Genomic DNA, 20,125 nt, shown 5'->3' with positions numbered 1-20,125 from the left:
TTATACTACTTGAAAGCATGGAGATAGGGATAATACGGAAATATAGAAATCATACTCTATGAAAAATGAGAAACCGATGATTATATAACGAAAAGAGGATGCATCATTTTGACACACCCTCTTTTTTTTATTTGTAGTATGTATGTGAATATAGATTCTTTTATCCATAACAGAGATATTAATCTGATGTTTGTTGATTATTTTCTGTTTATATACTACTTTTAGGAAACCTAAGTGCATAAAAAAAGTCTGTATGGTTTGTTATCCCAACAGACTTTAGCTTTTTACCTAATCAGATTCTTACTGAAATTATTCAGCTTTGCAGCAAGTTTTTGCAGAGTCACATGCAACTGAGTCGCAAGCAACTGTGTCACAGCATACTGAATCAGCAGCAGGAGTAGCTTCTTCAACTACAACAGCTTCTGTAGATTCTGCATTTGCATTTTTGTTACCACCACATGATGCGAAAGATACTGCAACGAATGCAACGAATAAAAATACTAACTTTTTCATCTTCTTTGCTTTTAAAATTCTGTAATACTTATGTTGTTATCTTAATTGACGTTGCAAAGATATATAGTTTTTCAATACGTTGTTCTTTTTTTATCCAATAATTTGCTTTAAAAATATGTTTTGCAGCCTATTTTGTGTTTTTTAACTATCTATGTTTTCTATTTTTTTACATTTGTTTCTTCTGCTACTTTAAGGACTTTACAGATAAGGAAATAATGAGTAACTTTGTAGAAAAATTTTTATTTTATGATTGATACTACCGTTTTTCAGGATAAAAAAGCTGTTTACTACACATTGGGCTGTAAGCTTAACTTTGCTGAGACTTCAACCATAGGAAAATCATTGAAGGAGGCAGGAGTGAGAACAGTACGCAAAGGCGAGAAAGCAGATATTATAGTCGTAAATACATGTTCAGTTACTGAAGTTGCCGATAAAAAATGTCGTCAGGCTATACATAAGCTAGTAAAATCTCATCCTGGAGCATATGTGATTGTTACCGGCTGTTATGCTCAGCTAAAGCCAGAAACAGTAGCGAATATAGAAGGCGTAGATTTAGTGTTAGGGGCAGAGCAAAAGGGAGACCTTATTAAATATTTGGGAACATTGGAAAAGAATACTCATGGTGAGGCCATCACTACTGCGACAAAGGATATTCGTAAGTTTTCACCGTCATGTTCACGTGGCGACCGTACAAGATATTTCCTAAAAGTACAGGATGGATGTGACTATTTCTGTTCGTATTGCACTATACCTTTTGCGAGAGGTAGAAGTAGAAATGGAACTATTTCAGATCTTGTAGAACAAGCTAAGAATGTAGCTTCAGAAGGAGGAAAGGAAATAGTTCTTACCGGTGTAAATATCGGTGATTTTGGTAAAACTACAGGCGAGACATTTTTTGATTTGGTTAAGGAATTGGATAAAGTTGAGGGGATAGAGAGATATCGGATCTCTTCTATAGAGCCTAATCTTTTGACAGACGAGATAATAGAATTTGTATCTGTCTCTAAACGTTTTATGCCACACTTTCATATACCGTTACAGTCTGGTTGTGATGAGGTATTAAAGCTGATGCGACGCAGATACGATACAGAACTTTTTGCTTCCAAGATAAGAAAAATCAAGCAACTTATGCCGGATGCGTTTATTGGTGTAGATGTAATAGTTGGAACTCGCGGTGAGACTCCGGAATATTTTGAATCTGCATATGATTTTATCAAGTCGCTTGATGTTACACAACTTCATGTATTTAGTTATTCGGAACGTCCAGGAACACAAGCTTTGAAAATTGATTATGTTGTTTCTCCCGAAGAGAAACATATCAGAAGCCAACGTTTGTTGGAATTGTCTGATGCTAAATTAAAAAGTTTCTATGAGCGTCATATTGGTAAGGAAGCATATGTACTATCTGAACATTCCAAGCCGGGGGTGCCAATGCATGGATTTACAGATAATTATATTAGAGTAGAACTAGACGCTTCAAAGGTCGCCGATAATCAGTTGGTGAAAGTTAAGTTAGGTGAGTTCAGCGCTGATGGGGAATCTTTGTTGTCTGAAATAATAGAGTAATAATTCTTTAAAAGGATTAAAGTTATTTGGCATGAGTAAGGTAGCAGTTGTTATATTGAACTGGAATGGAGCGGAAATGTTACGCAAGTTCCTGCCGTCAGTAGTAAAGAACACAAACAATGATCTGGCAGAAATCTATGTGGCAGATAATGGTTCTACAGATAATTCTATTGATGTGCTTAAATCAGAGTTTCCGTCAGTAGGACTGATTTCATTTAAAGAGAATTATGGTTTTGCTGAAGGATATAACAAGGTGATGGAGTGCGTTGATGCAGAATATGTGGTTTTGCTAAATAGTGACGTTGAGGTGACAGAGCAATGGATAGAGCCGATGCTGGCGTATATGGAATCGCATTATGATATTGCTGCGTGTCAACCAAAGATACTTAGCTACCATGATAAGGCTAAATTTGAATATGCTGGAGCTTCCGGAGGCTTTATTGACAGGTACGGTTATCCTTTTTGCCGTGGAAGAGTATTTGATTCCCTTGAAACGGATAATGGTCAGTATGATATGCCAACAGATATTTTTTGGGCTTCTGGTGCTGCAATGTTTGTCAGAAGAACTGTTTATATGGAAGTTGGAGGACTAGATGCAAGATTCTTTGCACACATGGAAGAGATAGATTTGTGTTGGCGATTGCTGAGTAGGGGATATCGTTTGGTTTGTGTGCCTGAAAGTAAAGTTTACCATGTTGGGGGAGCTACCTTGAAGAAAGAAAATCCAAGAAAAACCTATCTTAATTTTCGCAATAACCTGCTGATGATGTATAAAAATCTTCCTTCTGATGAGTTGGTTAAAATCATGTCAGTCCGTAGCTTACTTGATTATCTTGCTGTTATTTTCTATGTACTGAAATTTGACTTTCCGAATGCCAAGGCTGTGATAAAAGCTAGGAGAGATTATGTGTCGATGCGAAATGACTTTAAGTCATCCAGGGAGGATAATCTTAGACATACAAAGATTTCCAAGCTTAAATATAGATATGATTTCTCATTGATATTGCAATCAAAAATATTTGGAAAGACTACATTCACTCGTCTTGTGAAGTAGTCTTTCCACTACTTTTTATATCATTCAGCCTTTTCTGTTTCTATAAAATTCATGATTTCGTTCTCATTGTCCGGATGAAACCATTTTATGTCATTATCCCTCTTGAACCATGTCATTTGTTTTCTGGAGTATATACGTGAGTTCTGTTTTATCTTTTCAATGGCAAAGTCCAACGTGCAGTTTCCTTCAAGGTATTGGATTATTTCTTTATATCCCACGGTATTCAGCGAGTTCAAGTCTTTGTATTGATATACAGACTTAACTTCGTCCACTAGTCCGTCGTTTATCATTATATCTACTCTCTTGTTAATGCGTTCATACAGTTCCTCTCTGTCTCTGCATAATCCTATTTTTATAATATTGAAAGGTCGTTGTTTCTTGTTTCCTGTTCTGAATGATGTATATGTTTTTCCCGTCATGTAACAGATTTCAAGAGCATGAATAACTCTTTTAGGATTCTTAAGATCCACTATTGAATAATATTCCGGGTCGAGCAATTTCAGTTCTGCACACAATCTTTCCAATCCTTCTTTTTCATATTTTTCCATCATCATCTGCCGTGTGTCATTATCCACAGTGGGGATGTCGTCAATACCTTTGCATATTGCATCAATGTACATCATAGACCCACCTGCCAGGAGTATTGTGTCGTTGTTTTTGAAAAGCTCTTCCAGAAGGCTGATAACCTCACTCTCATACTGTGCAGCGCTGTAGTAGTCTGTAAGTTTAAGTGTACCTACAAAATAGTGTTTTACCCTTTTCAAATATTCCTCTGTAGGTGCAGCTGTACCTATTTTAAGGTCGGAATATAATTGTCTTGAGTCGGCAGAAATAATAGGCGAATTATATTTTTCGGCTATTTTTATGCTAAGGTCAGTTTTTCCTACTCCTGTAGGTCCTATCAGTACTATGAGAGTCTTTTTGCAGTTCATCAGATTATAAATTAAGAAAGCGAAGAATGACGGATTATCAACATTTGTGTTGAAGCCGTATTCTTCGCTTCGTCGTTTAGGTTATATTATTCATTAATACTTATCGTCATCGTAAGGATTACCTTCTGTCATGTCGAATCCATCCATATCGAAATCTTCCATGTCATAGTCTTCGTCGCCATAGAAGTTCTCTCCAAGATCTAGAGACTGACTTGTATTCAACTGTTCATCAAAGTCTATAGTCTGCTGTGGAGCTTCACCTTCCTTGCGCGAGCATATTGCATGTGCCAGATCCTGTCCTGTGATGATTTCCGATAGTTCGATGAAGAAGATCCTTTCAGCCAGCGGATCGAAAACGTATATCAGTTTTTGTTTTTCATCTTCAAGTAGTTCGCTCAGTGGAGTATCTTTCATGATGTATATGTCCTCGTCCGAACTGCTTGTACCCATATCTTCAAGAGTAATTTCCGTTTCCTTTTCCCAGTCATCATCACAAATAAAGAAAGAAGTCATCTGGTCATCTTTATAACCTGTGCATTTAAGGATTGCTTCATGCAAGTCATAGAATGAAGCATCTGAGTCGATTTTTATTTCCCTTAGGAAATTGTCGACTTCGTCTGATATGAGTCTGAATTTGTAAACCATCTTAATTATAGTGTTAAATCTTTGTTTTGTAAATATACAAAAAAATGATTATCTGATAATACCTCTTTGCGAATTTTCTATGAATGAGATAATATATTCTATCTCCGGACTCATAGGAACTTCCTGTTTTACCTGTTCAAGTGCTTCAGCTGTATTCTTGCCACTATTATAAATTATTCTGTAAGCATTGTGGATATTTTCAATCAGTTCGTTAGAGAATCCTCTTCTTCTCAGTCCTACAATGTTTATTCCACAATATGCGATAGGGTCTCTACCTGCTATGATAAAAGGTGGGATATCTTTGCTGAAACGGCTTCCGCCCTGTATCATACCATATCCACCTACACGGCAGAACTGATGCATCAATACGCTTGCGCTTATTATTGAATAATCGTCAATGATTATTTCACCTGCAAATTTTGTAGAATTTCCAATGATACATCCGTTTCCTATAATAGCGTCATGTGCAACGTGTACACCTTCCATAAGAAGATTGTTACTTCCTACTACAGTTTTACCTTTTGCGGCTGTACCACGGTTTATGGTTACATTTTCCCTTATAGTATTGTTGTCTCCCACTTCGGCTGTTGTTTCTTCGCCTTTGAATTTCAAATCCTGAGGGACAGCTCCAATAACAGCACCAGGGAATATTCTGTTGTTATTACCAATTCTTGCACCATAAAGAATGTTTGCGTTAGGCATTATTATGTTATTATCACCTATAACTACATTCTTGTCTATATAAACGAATGGGCCTATTTCTACGTTTTCTCCTATTTTTGCTTCAGGATGTATGTATGCTAACGGACTTATCATATCTATATTATTTGTTTTTTACAATTTGAGCCATGAATTCAGCTTCGCAAACTATCTTTTCTCCTACAAATACGTATCCTTTCATTGTAGATACTCCTCTGCGGATAGGTGCCATAAGCTCTACACGGAATATCAACGTATCGCCCGGTACCACTTTCTGGCGGAACTTTACATTATCAATTTTCATGAAATAAGTAGAGTAAAGTTTCGGATCGTCAACGGAGTTAAGTACCAACAAACCTCCAACTTGTGCCATTGCCTCAATCTGTAGTACACCTGGCATAACTGGTTCTTCTGGGAAATGTCCCTGGAAGAAAGGTTCGTTTGATGTAACGTTCTTTACACCTACTATATAGTTGGCTCCCATTGCGACAACCTTATCAACGAGCTGGAATGGATATCTGTGTGGCAACAATTCGCGTATACGGTTCACATCCATTAGTGGTTCCTCGTTACAATTATATACAGGAGCCTGGATTTCGTGCATTCTGATTTCTTTTCTCAGCTGCCTGGCAAATTTGTTGTTTATTGTATGTCCTGGTCTGGTGGCTATTATTCTTCCCTTTATAGGTCTTCCTATAAGTGCCAAGTCGCCAATTATATCAAGCAGTTTGTGTCTTGCTGGCTCGTTAGGCCATACTAATGGGATGTGGTTTATGTATCCCAGATGGCTTGCGTCCATATGCGGAACTTTCATTACATCAGCCAGTTTGTCGAAGTTTTCCTGAGTCATCTGCTTTTCGTAGATTACGATAGCATTGTCCAGGTCTCCTCCCTTTATAAGTCCGGCGTTGAGCAGTGGCTCTATTTCGCGTACAAAAACGAATGTACGTGCCGATGCTATTTCAGTAGGGAAGTCTGCCATATTTTCAAGTGTGGCAAACTGGTTTGTCAGAATCTGTGAATCATACGAAATCAAAGTGTTGATACTGAATCTGTCATCAGGCAAAACTGTGATGCATGATCCGGTAGCTTCGTCGCGGAATTCTATTTTAGATTTTATTATATAGTAGTCTTTCGGAGCCGACTGTTCCTCTATACCTACTCTTTCTATGCACTCCACGTATGCTTTAGCACTTCCGTCCAGAATAGGGAATTCTGGTCCGTTTACCTGTATCAGACAGTTGTCTATACCTGCTGCGTATAGTGCAGCCAATGCATGTTCTACTGTGCTTACCTTTACATTGTTTTTTGATAATACTGTGCCTCTGGTTGTGTCTATTACGTTCTCTGCCACAGCGTCTATAATAGGCTGATCGTCAAGATCTATACGTTGGATTTTGTACCCGTGATGTTCCGGAGCAGGATTGAAAGTCACTGTAAGTTTTACTCCTGTATGGAGTCCTTTGCCGTTCAGTGAAAAGCTACCTTTTAAAGTCTGTTGTTTCAACATGGGTTTTTATTTGTTTATTTGTTTTTTCAATTCTTCTATTTCTCTCTGTAGTTTACCGAGTTCGGCATACATGTCAGGCAATTTCTTGTAGATTATGGCAGAGCGTGCAAATTGCTTATGGTCTATAGCTGGATACCCCATAATTGCTATATCCGATTTGGTGTTTCCCGGAATACCCGATTGTGCACCTACTGTAACTTTGTTTCCCACTCTGATATGGCCGGCCACTCCAACTTGTCCGCCGAACATACACCATTCTCCTATCTTTGCCGAGCCGGCTATACCGACTTGAGATGCCATTACTGTGTTACTTCCTACTTCTACGTTATGGGCAATCTGAACCAAATTGTCAAGTTTTACTCCTTTATGTATTATGGTTGCTCCCATAGTGGCACGGTCTATACATGTATTTGCACCTATTTCCACGTCGTCTTCCAGAACTACAATTCCAATTTGTGGAATCTTCTCATATCCTTCTGTCGATGGAGCAAATCCAAATCCGTCTGCACCTATTACAGAACCGGCATGCAGGATACAATTATTACCTATTCTGCAATCATGATAAACCGTAACATGAGGATATAGAATACAGTTATTTCCTATTTTTACATTGCTTCCTACTGTAACGTGCGGATGAATGTAAACATTGTCTCCTATTACCGCTCCCTCTTCAATGCAGGCAAAAGGACCTACGTAACAGCCATTTCCAATTTTTGCTTTATCCGAGATTGAGGCTAGTGGGTCTATACCGGTTTTCTTAGGTTGGCTCATTTCATAAAGAGACATGAGCTTGGCCAGACTTTCATATGCATTGTCTACCTTTATAAGTGTTGCCTTTATTTCATGTTCAGGAGTAAAGTCTTTGTTTACCAACACTATTGACGATTGTGTTTCGTATATGAAATTGGTATATTTGGGGTTTGCCAGAAACGATAATGCACCAGGTATACCTTCTTCTATTTTTGCGAATGTATGTACTGTGGCATTTTCGTCGCCTACAATAATTCCTTGGATAAATTCTGCAATTTGTTTAGCTGAGAACTCCATAACTATTATCTTTTGTTCCTTTGGTTTTGTTTTATAGTTTTCTTACCCTTAATAAAAGTAAAGTATGTTCAATTACTTGTTTATGCAAATTACGTGTTTTTTTTTTATATATCAGAGAAAAAAGCAAATTATTTGCATATTTACTTATGCAAATGCATCAAATTCAATAAAAAAACAGCTATATCAACCTGATAAAGGAGGATATAACTGTTTTCCTACTATTAATTTATAATGAAAAAAAGTTCTTTATCCGATAGATTTCACTATAATTTTCCTTTTGATTTCCCATTTGTATCAAAAGAATGCCCTTCATTATATTTAGGAAAATTAAAGGGTGTCGAAACATATTTTTCAGCTAAAATTAAGAAAACTTTAATTTGGTTTCCAGCCTTTGTTTCCTAATCAGATAATAGCTTTTAGTTGTTCAGACATCTGTTGTTGTACTTTCTGTGCTTCTTCGCCTGCCACTTTTGCAAAGTTCTCAGTCTTGTCGGCATAAATGATTGCACGGCTTGAATTTACAATAAGTCCGCATTCCTTGGTCATACCGTACTTGCACACTTCTTCCAGTGAACCGCCCTGTGCTCCAACTCCAGGAACAAGAAGGAAGTGGTTAGGAACAATCTTACGGATATCTTCGAACATACGTCCCTGAGTAGCACCAACTACGTACATCATGTTCTCGTCGTTAGCCCATTCCTGGCTCTTGCGCAATACTTTTTCGAAAAGACGTTCGCCTTCTGTGTCAGCTGTAAGCTGGAAGTCGTGCGAGCCCTTGTTTGATGTAAGAGCAAGAAGAATAACCCATTTGCCTTCGTAAGTAAGGAACGGAGTAACACTGTCTTCGCCCATATATGGAGCTACAGTTACAGAGTCGATGCTCAATTCTTCGAAGAATGTACGTGCATACATAGCCGAAGTGTTACCGATGTCGCCACGTTTTGCGTCTGCTATGATGAACTGGTCAGGGTAGTTAGTCTTGATATATTCTACTGTCTTTTCGAATGCAATCCAACCCTTAACACCCATGCTTTCATAGAAAGCCAGGTTTGGTTTGTATGCGATACAGTAAGGGGCTGTTGCGTCGATGATAGCCTTATTGAATGCAAATATAGGATCTTCTTCTTTCAGAAGGTGTTCAGGAATTTTCTTGATGTCAGTGTCAAGTCCCACGCAGAGGAATGACTGTTTCTTCTTGATGTTTTCGAATAACTGTTGTTTGTTCATATCTTTTGTTTTTTTAGTTGACAAGTTGACTAGTTGGCAAGTTGACTAGTTGGCAAGTTGACTAGGTTCTGTATCGCTGAACTTTAGTTGGTATCCGGATGGAGAGCCTTGTTAACTTGTAACCGAAGCCTTGTAGTCTGTTTGTTTAAAGTTCGCTTTCCTTCAGCCTTTCAGCATTTTCAGCCACAATCAGATGGTCTATACAGTCCTGAATGTCTCCGTCCATAAATGCGCTGAGGTTATAGATTGTATAGTTTATACGGTGGTCTGTGATACGTCCCTGAGGATAGTTGTATGTACGGATTTTAGCCGAACGGTCTCCGGTGCTGACCATAGTCTTACGCTTCGAAGCTATATCGTCTATGTACTTCTGATGTTCCTTATCGTATATAAATGTACGCAGGCGCGAGAGAGCACGTTCCTTGTTCTTTGGCTGGTCGCGTGTTTCGGTACATTCAATAAGGATTTCTTCCACGATTCCGGTGTTAGGGTTCTTCCAGTTATAGCGCAGACGAACTCCTGATTCCACCTTGTTTACGTTCTGTCCTCCTGCGCCACCACTTCGGAATGTATCCCATTTTATTTCACCTTCATTAATTTCCACATCGAAAGGTTCTGCTTCAGGCAGTACGGCTACTGATGCAGCAGATGTGTGTACGCGTCCCTGAGTCTCAGTTGCAGGCACACGCTGCACGCGGTGTACTCCCGATTCGTATTTCAGAGTTCCGTAAACCTTTTCTCCTGTTACGGAGCAGATTATTTCCTTGAAACCGCCTGCTGCACCTTCGTTGGCACTTGATACCTCAAGTCGCCAGCCCTTGGATTCGCAGTATTTGGAATACATACGGAACAGGTCGCCGGCAAAGATAGCAGCCTCGTCACCACCTGTACCGCCACGGATTTCCAGAATAGCGTTTCTGTCATCCTGAGGGTCGGCAGGAACAAGCAGAAGTTTGATTTCCTCTTCCAGTTCCGGAATACGTGCCTCACAGGCAGCAGCCTCTTCGCGGGCCATTTCCTTCATTTCCGGGTCGCTTTCGTTCATCATCATTTTGGCCTCTTCCAGACCATTGATGCACTGCAGGTATTCCTTGCGTGCATTCATGATGTCGCCCAGTTCCTTATATTCCTTTGTCAGTTTTACATATCTTTTCTGGTCTGCTATCACGTTCGGGTCAGTAATCAGTGTAGATACTTCCTCAAAACGTGATACCAGTCCTTCAAGCTTTTCCAGTATGGTGTTATTTTCCGCCATTTAAATTTTTTTGTTTTTTACCACAATTTGCCTTCAAACAACAATGTTATAGGTATAGCCAATAATAGTATTGAAATTATGAGGAGTACAAAACCTTTCCTGCTTTTGAATATGGGCTCATTGCTATTATCAATAAAATATTTTGAAAATATAGTTCCCGAAAATCCAGCCGTCATATAGCCTAATGTCTTGATGTAGTAGATGTTTTGAAAATCTCCTAATCCGATTATAGCTATACTTGCTATAAAAAGCAGTGCTGAAACAGCAAGTTTCAATGACTGTTTATTGTTTTTTTTATTATTGTCCATAAGCACCACTGTCTAAGTGTCACCACAATTTACCGTATAGTATAAAACATACAATAGCGGCAATCAGTAGCATAAGAAATGAAACGAGAATATGTTTCAGGGTATTCCATTTCTTCTCTTTACCAGTGCATTGGCTGTACGTAGTACCGCCGTATACCGGTATCAGGAATCCCAATACATAAAGTATATGTATATCAAATTCTAATCCTATACATAAACTTATTATGCCAGCAGCTAAGAAAGCTAAAGGTATAAGGCATCCTTTCTTTTCTTTTTCCATAGGCTTGTGGCTATATTAAATTTTAATATCTGAATTCTCCGAATTCACTCTTGATAATCAATTCCTTAGAACCGTTGCTTTCTTCTATGCGACCGATAATCTGTGCGTCGATATTGAACGATTTACTGATTTCGATAACCTGTTCTGCGTGTTCAGGAGAGAGATATACTTCAAGACGGTGTCCCATGTTGAATACCTTGTACATTTCGTCCCAGTCAGTACCGCTCTGTTCCTTGATAGTGCGGAACAATGGAGGAACAGGGAAGAGGTTATCCTTAACTATGCGGCAGTTGTCGCCTACGAAGTGCAGAACCTTAGTCTGTGCACCACCCGAGCAGTGAACCATACCGTGGATTTCAGGACGGAGAGCATCAAGCAGTTTCTTCACTACAGGTGCGTATGTACGGGTAGGAGAGAGAACCAGCTTACCTGCGTCAAGTGGAGAACCTTCCACAGAGTCAGTCAGTTTCAGATTACCGCTGTAAACCAGGTCTTCAGGTACAGCCTTGTCGTAGCTTTCAGGATATTTCTCTGCAAGATATTTTGAGAATACATCGTGACGTGCGCTTGTCAGACCATTGCTACCCATACCACCGTTGTATTCCTTTTCGTAAGTAGCCTGTCCGTATGAAGCAAGACCTACTATAACATCGCCCGGATGGATGTTTGCATTGTCTATCACGTCAGAACGTTTCATACGGCAAGTCACTGTGCTGTCCACGATGATAGTACGAACCAGGTCGCCAACGTCGGCAGTCTCACCACCTGTAGCGTAAACGCCTACACCCATTTCGCGGAGTTCGGCAAGCAGCTCGTCGGTACCATTGATGATAGCCGAGATAACTTCTCCCGGAACGAGCAGTTTGTTACGTCCGATAGTAGAAGAAACAAGTATGTTGTCGACAGCTCCGACGCAGAGCAAGTCGTCGATGTTCATGATAAGAGCATCCTGTGCAATGCCTTTCCATACAGACAAGTCGCCTGTTTCTTTCCAGTACATGTAAGCCAGTGATGATTTTGTTCCCGCACCGTCTGCGTGCATGATGTTGCAGTATTCAGGATCTCCGCCAAGAATATCAGGAATGATTTTACAGAAAGCCTTAGGGAAAATACCTTTGTCGATGTTTTTGATAGCGTTATGTACATCTTCCTTAGATGCTGATACGCCGCGCTGCATGTATCTTTGATTACTCATGAGTGATGATATATTATAAATTATAATTTTCAAAATCGATTCGATTTGCAAAAATACTCAAAATCTGATATATATCAAAGTTGGTGTGAGGTAAATAACGGTATGATGTATTAGTTTTATCTTTTAAATTAATTAGTGGCGTCTTGAACTTGATAATATGGCGTTGTTTGTTTATTTGACTAAATGAAGGTGATTTAGTCTTGTTAAAAGCAAAATGTAAGAAATTAATGCTGTCTTTGGTTATGTGCTCCATTGCTTTATATTCGGAAAAATGTAAAGTGTTAATCGTTATTGTGTAATATGTATTCTGATTATTTAAGTATAATACTCTTTAGTGTTAATATGGTTAATAAAAACGCCCTGTCGTTTTAGTAAAATGACAGCTCATTTTGTTTGAAATGCTTTGTCGTTTTAGATAAAACGGGTCGTTTTGCTCTAAAAAGTCATTTCCCTTCGGTATAAAAGAAGCGATAAATCGTGAATTTGACTATGAAATAGACTGATTTTACTCTAGATTTAATCAGATAAATGAATGTTTGAAAATGACGGAATGATTGTATGAGTCTAAAATACGTGTTAATGTTGTTCTGTAATTATGGGCTTTGGTGAAATATTGTTGGCCTGATGAGTGAAAATGTGATAAACTGTATATGCTATAATGCTGATGGATGAAATATCCTGACGTGAAGTTTATAGTATGTGTTAATTTAAGAATCTCAGTATTTGTGATTGTCAAAATGTCAAATGAAATAGTGTAAGCGAATTATTGGACTTCGTTTTGTTTTTCTTTTGGATTATCCGAACAACGAGGTTAAGAAAGGTTTTCTCTCTCTTGTTGCCAGCAACTATTTCAATACCCGTGAGAGTATTTATTCATGGATTAGAAATGCAGCTTTTCAGTTGGAGGACGGAAAAATTGAGGACTTCCGTACTGGTTGACTTCTTTTCTTGCCGGTATACCATATATTATGCGTCGTAAGGAAAACGAACGTGAGCGTGAAAGATATTTCCAATATACTTTCTACCTTATCATGCGTCTGATAAGCGTATATACGGTTTATATTGAAAAGCTGCAGAGTCAGGGAAGAGTGGATTGTATTGTTGAGACACCTGACTATGTCTATATATTTTAATTTAAACTTGATGGTAGTGCGGATGAAGCTTTGCGTCAGATAAATGAGAAAGGTTATGCCCTTGAGTATTCTTCCGACAAAAGAAGAATATATAAGATTGGTGCTGTATTCTCGTCCGAAACAGGTACTATAGAGGAGTGGCTCTGCGAGTAGTGTTTCGGTTGACTCTATCGCTCTGTTTCTGAAATTATCAGAGTGATATTCTTCTGCTTTCCATTTGGCAGCACGTATTGAATAGAGTATACTCCATTTCTGAGTTTCTTAACCAGTTCATCTGGGCTGCATTTCGTTCTGTAAAGCTCCATGCCCGTGATGTCGTTTACTGATATAACACATCCATCCTGGGCCTCAGGAAGTTTGTTTACGCAAACCATTTTCTTTCTGTTTTCCGGATGGTTTAATGCAAGCGGAGAGCTTTCGTTACCATAACGGTCGGTAGCCGTGACAGCCCAAAAACGTTTTATATTGCCATCTTCTGTACTATAGCTGAAACTAGTTGAGTTGTGTCTCAGGCAAACAATATTTTTACCGTCGTTTGTATCTACAGGATAAAAATCAGATGCATATATTCGGTAGGTCAGTGTTTCTGTTTTTGAAGAATCCGATTCCTCCCAATTGATTTTCACGCTGTTGTTTATGAATGATATTTCTCCGTTTATTGGCTGTGACGGTGCTATGCTGTCCTGCCACACCATTGGAGGCACTGCAGCCGGATGTGTATAGAAACAGTTTTTAAGGCTGTCCGTAAGTCCACAAGTATTTCTCATCAGAAATTCGTTTCTGAAAAAAGCCTGTCCGTCAAGTCCATTGCGCCTGCTGAAATATATTTGTCTCTTTATTTCGTGAATGTCCCATTCGTGTGCTTTATGCTTCAGAAAATATACTCCAAGGCCCGGAATTACCCAACGTCCGTGCTTGTTCTCTTCCCAGTCGAGTGCAAAAGGGTAGAACTGATTGTCGCGGAAATACATCATAGGGAACACAGCATCGTGTATGCCATCTTTCATCCATAATTTAGCATCTTGATATACAGCATTGTATGCGTTCCATCCTTTCGAACTGTATCTGCTGGTGTCGTTATATTTGCCCACCGGTGCGCTGCTTACTTTTACCCAGAGCTTTATGCTTTTTACTTCGTTGTATATTCTCCTTACTATTGATGTTATATTGTCTCGGCGCCATTGTGTCAGGTCTTTCCCTTTTCCGTACTTGCGATACGTTTTTCCGTCAGGAAATTTTTCTCCATTCTCCGGATATCTTATATAGTCAAGATGAATTCCATCTATATCATAATTCATGGTTATTTCCTTGGCTATGGCAGCCAGATATGTTGCTGTTTCAGGATTGCCGGGGTCAAGATACCATGCATTCTTGAAATGTATACACATGGAAGGTTTCTTTTTTACTATGGATTTGCTTCCCAATAGCCTGACCTGTCTGTCGTTTCCTGCCGGTATGCATACCATCCAGGCATGTAGTTCCATGCCTCGTTTGTGGCATTCTTCTATAGCAAATTTCAGCGGGTCATATCCGGGATTTCGTCCTGTTTTTCCGGCTAGCGACTCGGCAAATGTTTCATATACAGATGGGTATATTGCGTCGCCTCTCAGCCTTGTCTGAAATAAGACAGTGTTGAAGTTGGCTTCTTTCAGCATATCCAGCTGCTTGCAAAGTTCCTCTTTCTGACGTTTTATTCCATATTCCGATGTAGCTTTCACAGTAGGCCAGTCAAGACCTCCGATGGTTGTTATCCATGCTGCCCTGATTTCATATTTTTGAGATGCTAAAATGTTTGTGCAGAATATTGATATTATACTTATAATTATGATGATTTTTTGCATATAGATGAATTTTGTGTGCAAAGATAGAAAGAGTTTGGCGAAAAAACGTCTTTATGATAGTAATATGTGATTTTATGTTTTATTTCTGATTAAATAACATTATTTTTGCAATTCAAGATAGAAAAATCTAACAAAAAATATCATGATAACATTTAGTCTAGCTTTAGTATTACTTATTGTTGGCTATCTGGTATACGGAAAGTATATTGACAAGCTTTTCAAACCGGATGCCTCGCGCAAGACTCCTGCCGTAACTATGGCCGATGGAGTAGATTTTATACCTCTTCCTACATGGAAGATTTTTATGATTCAGTTTCTTAACATTGCCGGCCTTGGCCCTATCTTCGGAGCAATAATGGGGGCACAGTTCGGTACTGCATCTTATCTGTGGATTGTTTTCGGTACTATTTTTGCCGGAGCAGTGCATGATTTCTTTTCTGGTGCACTTTCCATACGTAATTCCGGCGAGAGCCTTCCGGAGATTATAGGACGCTATCTTGGACTTACCACAAAGAAAGTGGCATGTATATTTACCGTACTGCTTATGATATTGGTTGGTGCGGTGTTTGTGTCCGGACCTGCGGAACTGCTGGCTGGTATGACTCCGGATTATATGGATATGTATTTCTGGATGGTAGTGATATTCTTATATTATATTCTGGCTACAATGCTTCCTATCGACAAAATTATAGGCCGCATATATCCGCTTTTCGCATTTGCCCTGCTTTTTATGGCTGTTGGAATTCTTGTTATGCTTTATGTGAAATCGCCTGAACTTCCGGAAATGTGGGAAGGTTTCGGAACAAAATATGAGAAGAATCCTATATTTCCGATGATGTTCATTTCAATAGCATGTGGAGCTATCAGTGGTTTCCATGCCACACAGTCTCCGCTTATGGCAAGATGTATGGTAAACGAAAAACATTGCCGTCCTATATTCTATGGTGCAATGGTCACAGAAGGCGTGGTAGCTTTGATATGGGCTGCGGCTGCAACATATTTCTTCCATGAAAACGGTATTGTGGACAAGGCTACAGGTATAGCTTATTCAGGAGCGAAAGTTGCTACAGATATTTCCAATCAGTGGCTTGGTACTTTCGGTGGAATACTTGCAATATTGGGTATAGTGGCTGCTCCTATCACCAGTGGAGATACTGCACTCCGTTCGGCGCGACTTATCGTGGCCGATTTCCTCGGTATCGAACAGCGTAGTATTGCAAAACGTTTACTGATATGTATCCCTATTTTCCTTCTTACAGTGGGACTCCTGGTGTTCAGTTTCAGTAATGCTGAAGGATTCAAAATCATCTGGCGATACTTTGCATGGTGTAATCAAACTCTCTCAGTATTTACACTTTGGGCTATAACTGTTTATTTGGTCAAGAACAGGAAGAATTTTTGGGTGACTCTCATCCCGGCTTTGTTTATGACATGCGTATGCTCTACATATATATTGATAGCTCCGGAAGGTTTCAGCCGTTCCCCCGTTATATCATATTGGGGAGGAACAGCATGTGTTATAGTGGCTGCGATATGGTTTGTAGTATGGTATAGAAAATCAGTTAAACACTAAAATATAGATAATATGTTAATGACAACAACCAATAATGTGGAAGGCAGACGCATTTTGCATTATTATGGAATAGTATCTGGTGAGACTATAATTGGTGCAAACATGTTCAGAGATTTGTTTGCGAGTATTCGTGATATAGTGGGTGGACGTGCAGGCTCGTATGAAGAAGTATTGCGTGAGGTAAAACAGAGCGCAATGAAGGAAATGTGTGATGAGGCGATGCGTCTTGGAGCAAATGCTGTTATAGGAATAGATCTTGATTTTGAAACTGTAGGAGGTAACGGAAGTATGCTTATGGTGACAGCATCAGGTACTGCAGTTTATTTAGAATAAAATTTTACAGGATAGAGATGAAAAAAAGTTTAGTTCTAGTAGCCTTTATGGCATTACCGGGTTTTATGATGGCCCAAAAGAAAGGGTTTGATTACAAGTTCTATGGTCAGGTACGTACAGACCTGTTTTATAATTCAAGAGCGAATTCCGAAACTGTGGACGGATTGTTCTATATGTATCCCAAAGATATATTACTTGATGCAGACGGGAAAGACCTCAATAGTTTTGCCAATGGTGGATTCTATACTTTGTATTCACGTTTGGGAATGGATGTAAAAGGTCCGGAGTTAATGGGAAAGATTAAGACATCGGCAAAACTTGAAGTTGATTTCCGCGGTTCGGGAACTTCATTTTCAATGTTTCGTATGCGCCATGTATATTTTAATATGGACTGGGGTAAATCAGCCTTGCTGGTAGGACAGACATGGCATCCTCTTTATGGTGATGTTGCCCCTGACATTCTGAACTTGAATATGGGTGCTCCATTTCAGCCTTTCAGTCGTGCTCCACAGTTGAGATACAGATTTACTACCAAAGGACTGGTGCTCACGGCTTCGGCTATATGGCAGTCGCAGTATCTTGCTGTAGGTCCTGTCAACAACATACCTGGAACTACATCGACAGCGAAAAGCCAGAATTTTATAAAGAACAGTTGTGTACCTGAATTCTATTTTGGTGCAGACTACAGAACTTTGGGTATGATTCTTGGTGCCGGAGTGCATGTGTCTTCTATGTCCCCACGTACGCAATCGGAAACAGAAAATGGTGTTTATAAGGTTAACGAACGTATCACAGGTGTTTCTGGTGAAGCTCATGTGAAATATGTGAAAGATAAATTCTCTTTCTCTGCAAAAACCTTGTTGAGCTCCAATCTAACAATGACAAGTACTGTAGGAGGATATGGAGTTACACATGTAGATTCTCGTACAGGTGAGCAGGAATATGCTCCACTACGGGTATCTCATTCGTGGGTGAACATGGTGTATGGTAGTAAGTTGCGTTTCGGAGTTTTTGCCGGATATCTTAAAAATCTTGGGGCAAAGGAGAATGTGACAAGTCTGATAGGTACAGGTACAAATCTTGATCAGCTTTCTAGTGCATCAGCCGAACTTACATACAATATTCCTAACTGGAAGTTCGGTGCTGAATATTCCTGGACAGGAGCATGGTATGGAGACAATGATTCCAAAGGTAAGGTCGTGAATACTCATCTCGTAAAGAACAACCGCATAGTGTTTACTGCGATGTTCCAGTTTTGAAATATCGTTTAGATGATGTTTATTTCCCGTTCATTGAGTGTTTAGAAACCGTTCAGTAAACATTCAATGAACGTATATTGAACAATAGTGAGGTGTGGTAATATTCAGTGATAATCAGTAAATATAATAAAATTAGCCATCTAATTTATATACGACGTATTACGCATTAGTGACATTTACTGAATATCATTTTTTATGCACAAATGTTATACTGTATTGAACTAATATCCCCAATAACAGAATTGTAAAAGACACTGTCCATAAAATTGTGTAAATGATAAAACAGGATTCAGTTATAAATTCTTTATATCTGGATTCTGTTTTCAAATATAATCAAAAATTGATTCATAATCAATCCCCAATTGGAAATCGGCATCGTCCATTTCTTTTCAATCTCCATTAATGCAAGAAAAACGGTTTTTTTGACAGCTTCATCCGAGGGGAATGAAAGTTTTGCTTTTGTATATTTTCTGATTTTTCCATTAAGATTTTCAATAAGATTTGTCGTATATATAATTTTTCTGATCTCCAGTGGAAACTGAAAAAAGACAGTTAGGTCATCCCAATTCTTTCTCCATGAAATAACAGCATATGGGTATTTCCCGGCCCATTTTCTTTCCAGATTATCCAGTTCTGTTTCAGCAACTTCCTTATTAGGAGCATTATATATGTTCTTCATGTCTGAAGTAAACTCTTTTTTATCTTTATATGCAACGTATTTACATGAGTTCCTAATCTGGTGTACAACGCATATCTGTGTTGACGACTGTGGAAAAACCGTACGTATAGTGTCTGTAAATCCATTCAGATTATCTGTACATGTAATGAGTATATCCTGTACTCCACGTGATTTTAAGTCTGTCAATACTCCCATCCAGAATGAAGAACTTTTAGTTTTTCCAACCCACATTCCGAGCACTTCCTTAAGTCCGTTCTGCTTCAAACCAACACATAGGTAGACTGTCTTGTTTATAATCTTTCCATTGTCTCTGACCTTGAAGACTATACCGTCCATCCAAGCAATCAAATAAACCGGATCCAAAGGGCGGTTCTGCCATTCCAAAGCAGCCTGGTTTACCTTGTTCGTAATGATGGAAATGGCCGATGTAGAGAGTTCTATTTCATAAATCTCACGCATCTCTTCCTCAATATCTGACACACTCATTCCTTTGGCATATAGGGAAATAACAAGCCTTTCTATAGAAAGACCACGGCTCTCATGTTTAGGTACAACAATAGGTTCAAACTCACCATTGCGGTCACGTGGAATGGAAATAATAGCTTCACCATGTTCTGTTTGAATCTTCTTGGGATAGCTGCCATTACGGGAGTTTCCACTGTTGTTTCCAGCTACAGAGCGCTTTTCATAATCTAAATGGGCATCCATTTCACCTTCAAGCATCTTCTCTAATACTTGAGAATGCAATTGTTTGAGAAACTTACTTACATCAGCTTCGGTTTTGAACTGGCTAAGGAACTCCTTGCTTAATAACTCATCAGGAACTACATGATTCTTTTCTTTCATAATCTTATTCTTTGTGCAAATGTATTAAATAAAAAATACGGAACTCTATTCGAATCCCGTATTTATCATTACACAAAATATTTTATAGTGCCTTGTAAAATGTGATGTTTATATTGAATGCCCTTATGGAATGAGGTTTTCAATCTATGTTCTCTCTATATTTAGTTCCGTATTTTTCGTAATATTTCTGGTTTATCTTTTTTTGAAGCACTGTTTGTGCTTTTTTGTAG

The 20,125-nt window shown here is 38.9% G+C and carries 18 protein-coding genes and 1 pseudogene; 6 read left to right on the top strand and 13 right to left on the bottom strand.

Annotated elements, in window-relative coordinates:
* Nucleotides 1–309: 309 nt before the first annotated feature.
* Nucleotides 310–513, bottom strand: coding sequence for a hypothetical protein (locus I6E11_RS12365; protein ID WP_235338485.1), 204 nt, complete (start codon nt 511–513; stop codon nt 310–312).
* Nucleotides 514–759: 246 nt separating this feature from the next.
* Between I6E11_RS12365 and mtaB the strand changes: the two genes are divergently transcribed.
* Nucleotides 760–2,079 carry a tRNA (N(6)-L-threonylcarbamoyladenosine(37)-C(2))-methylthiotransferase MtaB gene (mtaB, locus tag I6E11_RS12360; protein ID WP_235338484.1) on the top strand — a complete coding sequence of 440 codons (1,320 nt, stop codon included), beginning with the start codon at nt 760–762 and terminating at the stop codon, nt 2,077–2,079.
* Nucleotides 2,080–2,110: 31 nt separating this feature from the next.
* Entirely contained in the window at nt 2,111–3,133 is a 1,023-nt protein-coding gene (locus I6E11_RS12355) for a glycosyltransferase family 2 protein (RefSeq protein WP_235338483.1), read from the top strand.
* 20 nt (nt 3,134–3,153) lie between these two features.
* On the opposite strand, the gene miaA is transcribed toward I6E11_RS12355, so the two are convergent.
* The 10 genes from miaA to I6E11_RS12305 form a co-directional block, all read right to left on the bottom strand.
* Nucleotides 3,154–4,065, bottom strand: coding sequence for a tRNA (adenosine(37)-N6)-dimethylallyltransferase MiaA (miaA, locus tag I6E11_RS12350; RefSeq protein WP_235338482.1), 912 nt, complete (start codon nt 4,063–4,065; stop codon nt 3,154–3,156).
* 93 nt (nt 4,066–4,158) lie between these two features.
* Entirely contained in the window at nt 4,159–4,710 is a 552-nt protein-coding gene (locus tag I6E11_RS12345) for an IS1096 element passenger TnpR family protein (protein WP_235338481.1), read from the bottom strand.
* A 48-nt stretch (nt 4,711–4,758) separates the two neighbouring features.
* Nucleotides 4,759–5,526: an acyl-ACP--UDP-N-acetylglucosamine O-acyltransferase gene (gene lpxA / locus I6E11_RS12340; RefSeq protein ID WP_235338480.1), complete on the bottom strand. Its 768-nt coding sequence runs from the start codon at nt 5,524–5,526 to the stop codon at nt 4,759–4,761.
* A gap of 7 nt (nt 5,527–5,533) precedes the next feature.
* Nucleotides 5,534–6,919, bottom strand: a complete 1,386-nt coding sequence (locus I6E11_RS12335; RefSeq protein ID WP_235338479.1) for a bifunctional UDP-3-O-[3-hydroxymyristoyl] N-acetylglucosamine deacetylase/3-hydroxyacyl-ACP dehydratase — start codon at nt 6,917–6,919, stop codon at nt 5,534–5,536.
* Nucleotides 6,920–6,925: 6 nt separating this feature from the next.
* Nucleotides 6,926–7,966, bottom strand: a complete 1,041-nt coding sequence (gene lpxD, locus I6E11_RS12330) for a UDP-3-O-(3-hydroxymyristoyl)glucosamine N-acyltransferase (protein ID WP_235338478.1) — start codon at nt 7,964–7,966, stop codon at nt 6,926–6,928.
* 402 nt (nt 7,967–8,368) lie between these two features.
* Nucleotides 8,369–9,193 carry an orotidine-5'-phosphate decarboxylase gene (pyrF, locus tag I6E11_RS12325; RefSeq protein ID WP_235338477.1) on the bottom strand — a complete coding sequence of 275 codons (825 nt, stop codon included), beginning with the start codon at nt 9,191–9,193 and terminating at the stop codon, nt 8,369–8,371.
* 145 nt (nt 9,194–9,338) lie between these two features.
* Nucleotides 9,339–10,448 carry a peptide chain release factor 1 gene (gene prfA, locus I6E11_RS12320; protein WP_235338476.1) on the bottom strand — a complete coding sequence of 370 codons (1,110 nt, stop codon included), beginning with the start codon at nt 10,446–10,448 and terminating at the stop codon, nt 9,339–9,341.
* 17 nt (nt 10,449–10,465) lie between these two features.
* Entirely contained in the window at nt 10,466–10,756 is a 291-nt protein-coding gene (locus tag I6E11_RS12315) for a hypothetical protein (protein ID WP_235338475.1), read from the bottom strand.
* Between the two features lie 19 nt (nt 10,757–10,775).
* Nucleotides 10,776–11,036, bottom strand: a complete 261-nt coding sequence (locus I6E11_RS12310; protein ID WP_235338474.1) for a hypothetical protein — start codon at nt 11,034–11,036, stop codon at nt 10,776–10,778.
* A 22-nt stretch (nt 11,037–11,058) separates the two neighbouring features.
* Nucleotides 11,059–12,231 (bottom strand): AIR synthase related protein, encoded by a 1,173-nt coding sequence (locus I6E11_RS12305; protein ID WP_235338473.1) that lies wholly within the window; start codon nt 12,229–12,231, stop codon nt 11,059–11,061.
* Between the two features lie 930 nt (nt 12,232–13,161).
* On the opposite strand from I6E11_RS12305, the pseudogene I6E11_RS12300 reads away from it, so the two are divergent.
* Nucleotides 13,162–13,517 (top strand): annotated as a pseudogene (locus I6E11_RS12300) (PD-(D/E)XK nuclease domain-containing protein); the annotation flags it as partial.
* 14 nt (nt 13,518–13,531) lie between these two features.
* Here I6E11_RS12300 and I6E11_RS12295 read toward each other — a convergent pair.
* Complete coding sequence (locus tag I6E11_RS12295; protein WP_235338472.1) at nt 13,532–15,205, bottom strand: glycoside hydrolase family 10-like protein; 1,674 nt, start codon at nt 15,203–15,205, stop codon at nt 13,532–13,534.
* A gap of 142 nt (nt 15,206–15,347) precedes the next feature.
* On the opposite strand from I6E11_RS12295, the gene I6E11_RS12290 reads away from it, so the two are divergent.
* The 3 genes from I6E11_RS12290 to I6E11_RS12280 are packed head-to-tail and all read left to right on the top strand — an operon-like array spanning nt 15,348 to nt 18,370.
* Nucleotides 15,348–16,778, top strand: coding sequence for a carbon starvation CstA family protein (locus I6E11_RS12290; protein ID WP_235338471.1), 1,431 nt, complete (start codon nt 15,348–15,350; stop codon nt 16,776–16,778).
* A 12-nt stretch (nt 16,779–16,790) separates the two neighbouring features.
* Nucleotides 16,791–17,111 carry a YbjQ family protein gene (locus tag I6E11_RS12285; protein WP_235338470.1) on the top strand — a complete coding sequence of 107 codons (321 nt, stop codon included), beginning with the start codon at nt 16,791–16,793 and terminating at the stop codon, nt 17,109–17,111.
* Nucleotides 17,112–17,128: 17 nt separating this feature from the next.
* On the top strand, nt 17,129–18,370 hold the full coding sequence (locus tag I6E11_RS12280) for a hypothetical protein (RefSeq protein ID WP_235338469.1): 1,242 nt from the start codon (nt 17,129–17,131) through the stop codon (nt 18,368–18,370).
* Between the two features lie 304 nt (nt 18,371–18,674).
* On the opposite strand, the gene I6E11_RS12275 is transcribed toward I6E11_RS12280, so the two are convergent.
* Nucleotides 18,675–19,895 (bottom strand): IS256 family transposase, encoded by a 1,221-nt coding sequence (locus tag I6E11_RS12275; RefSeq protein ID WP_235338468.1) that lies wholly within the window; start codon nt 19,893–19,895, stop codon nt 18,675–18,677.
* Between the last annotated feature and the right edge of the window lie 230 nt (nt 19,896–20,125).

Origin of the sequence: Bacteroides caecigallinarum, from assembly GCF_021531075.1 — a bacterium.
Classification (GTDB): Bacteria; Bacteroidota; Bacteroidia; order Bacteroidales; family Bacteroidaceae; genus Phocaeicola; species Phocaeicola caecigallinarum_B.
The sequence above is the reverse complement of the archived record's forward strand: the minus strand, read 5'-3'. Positions and strand labels throughout refer to the sequence as shown.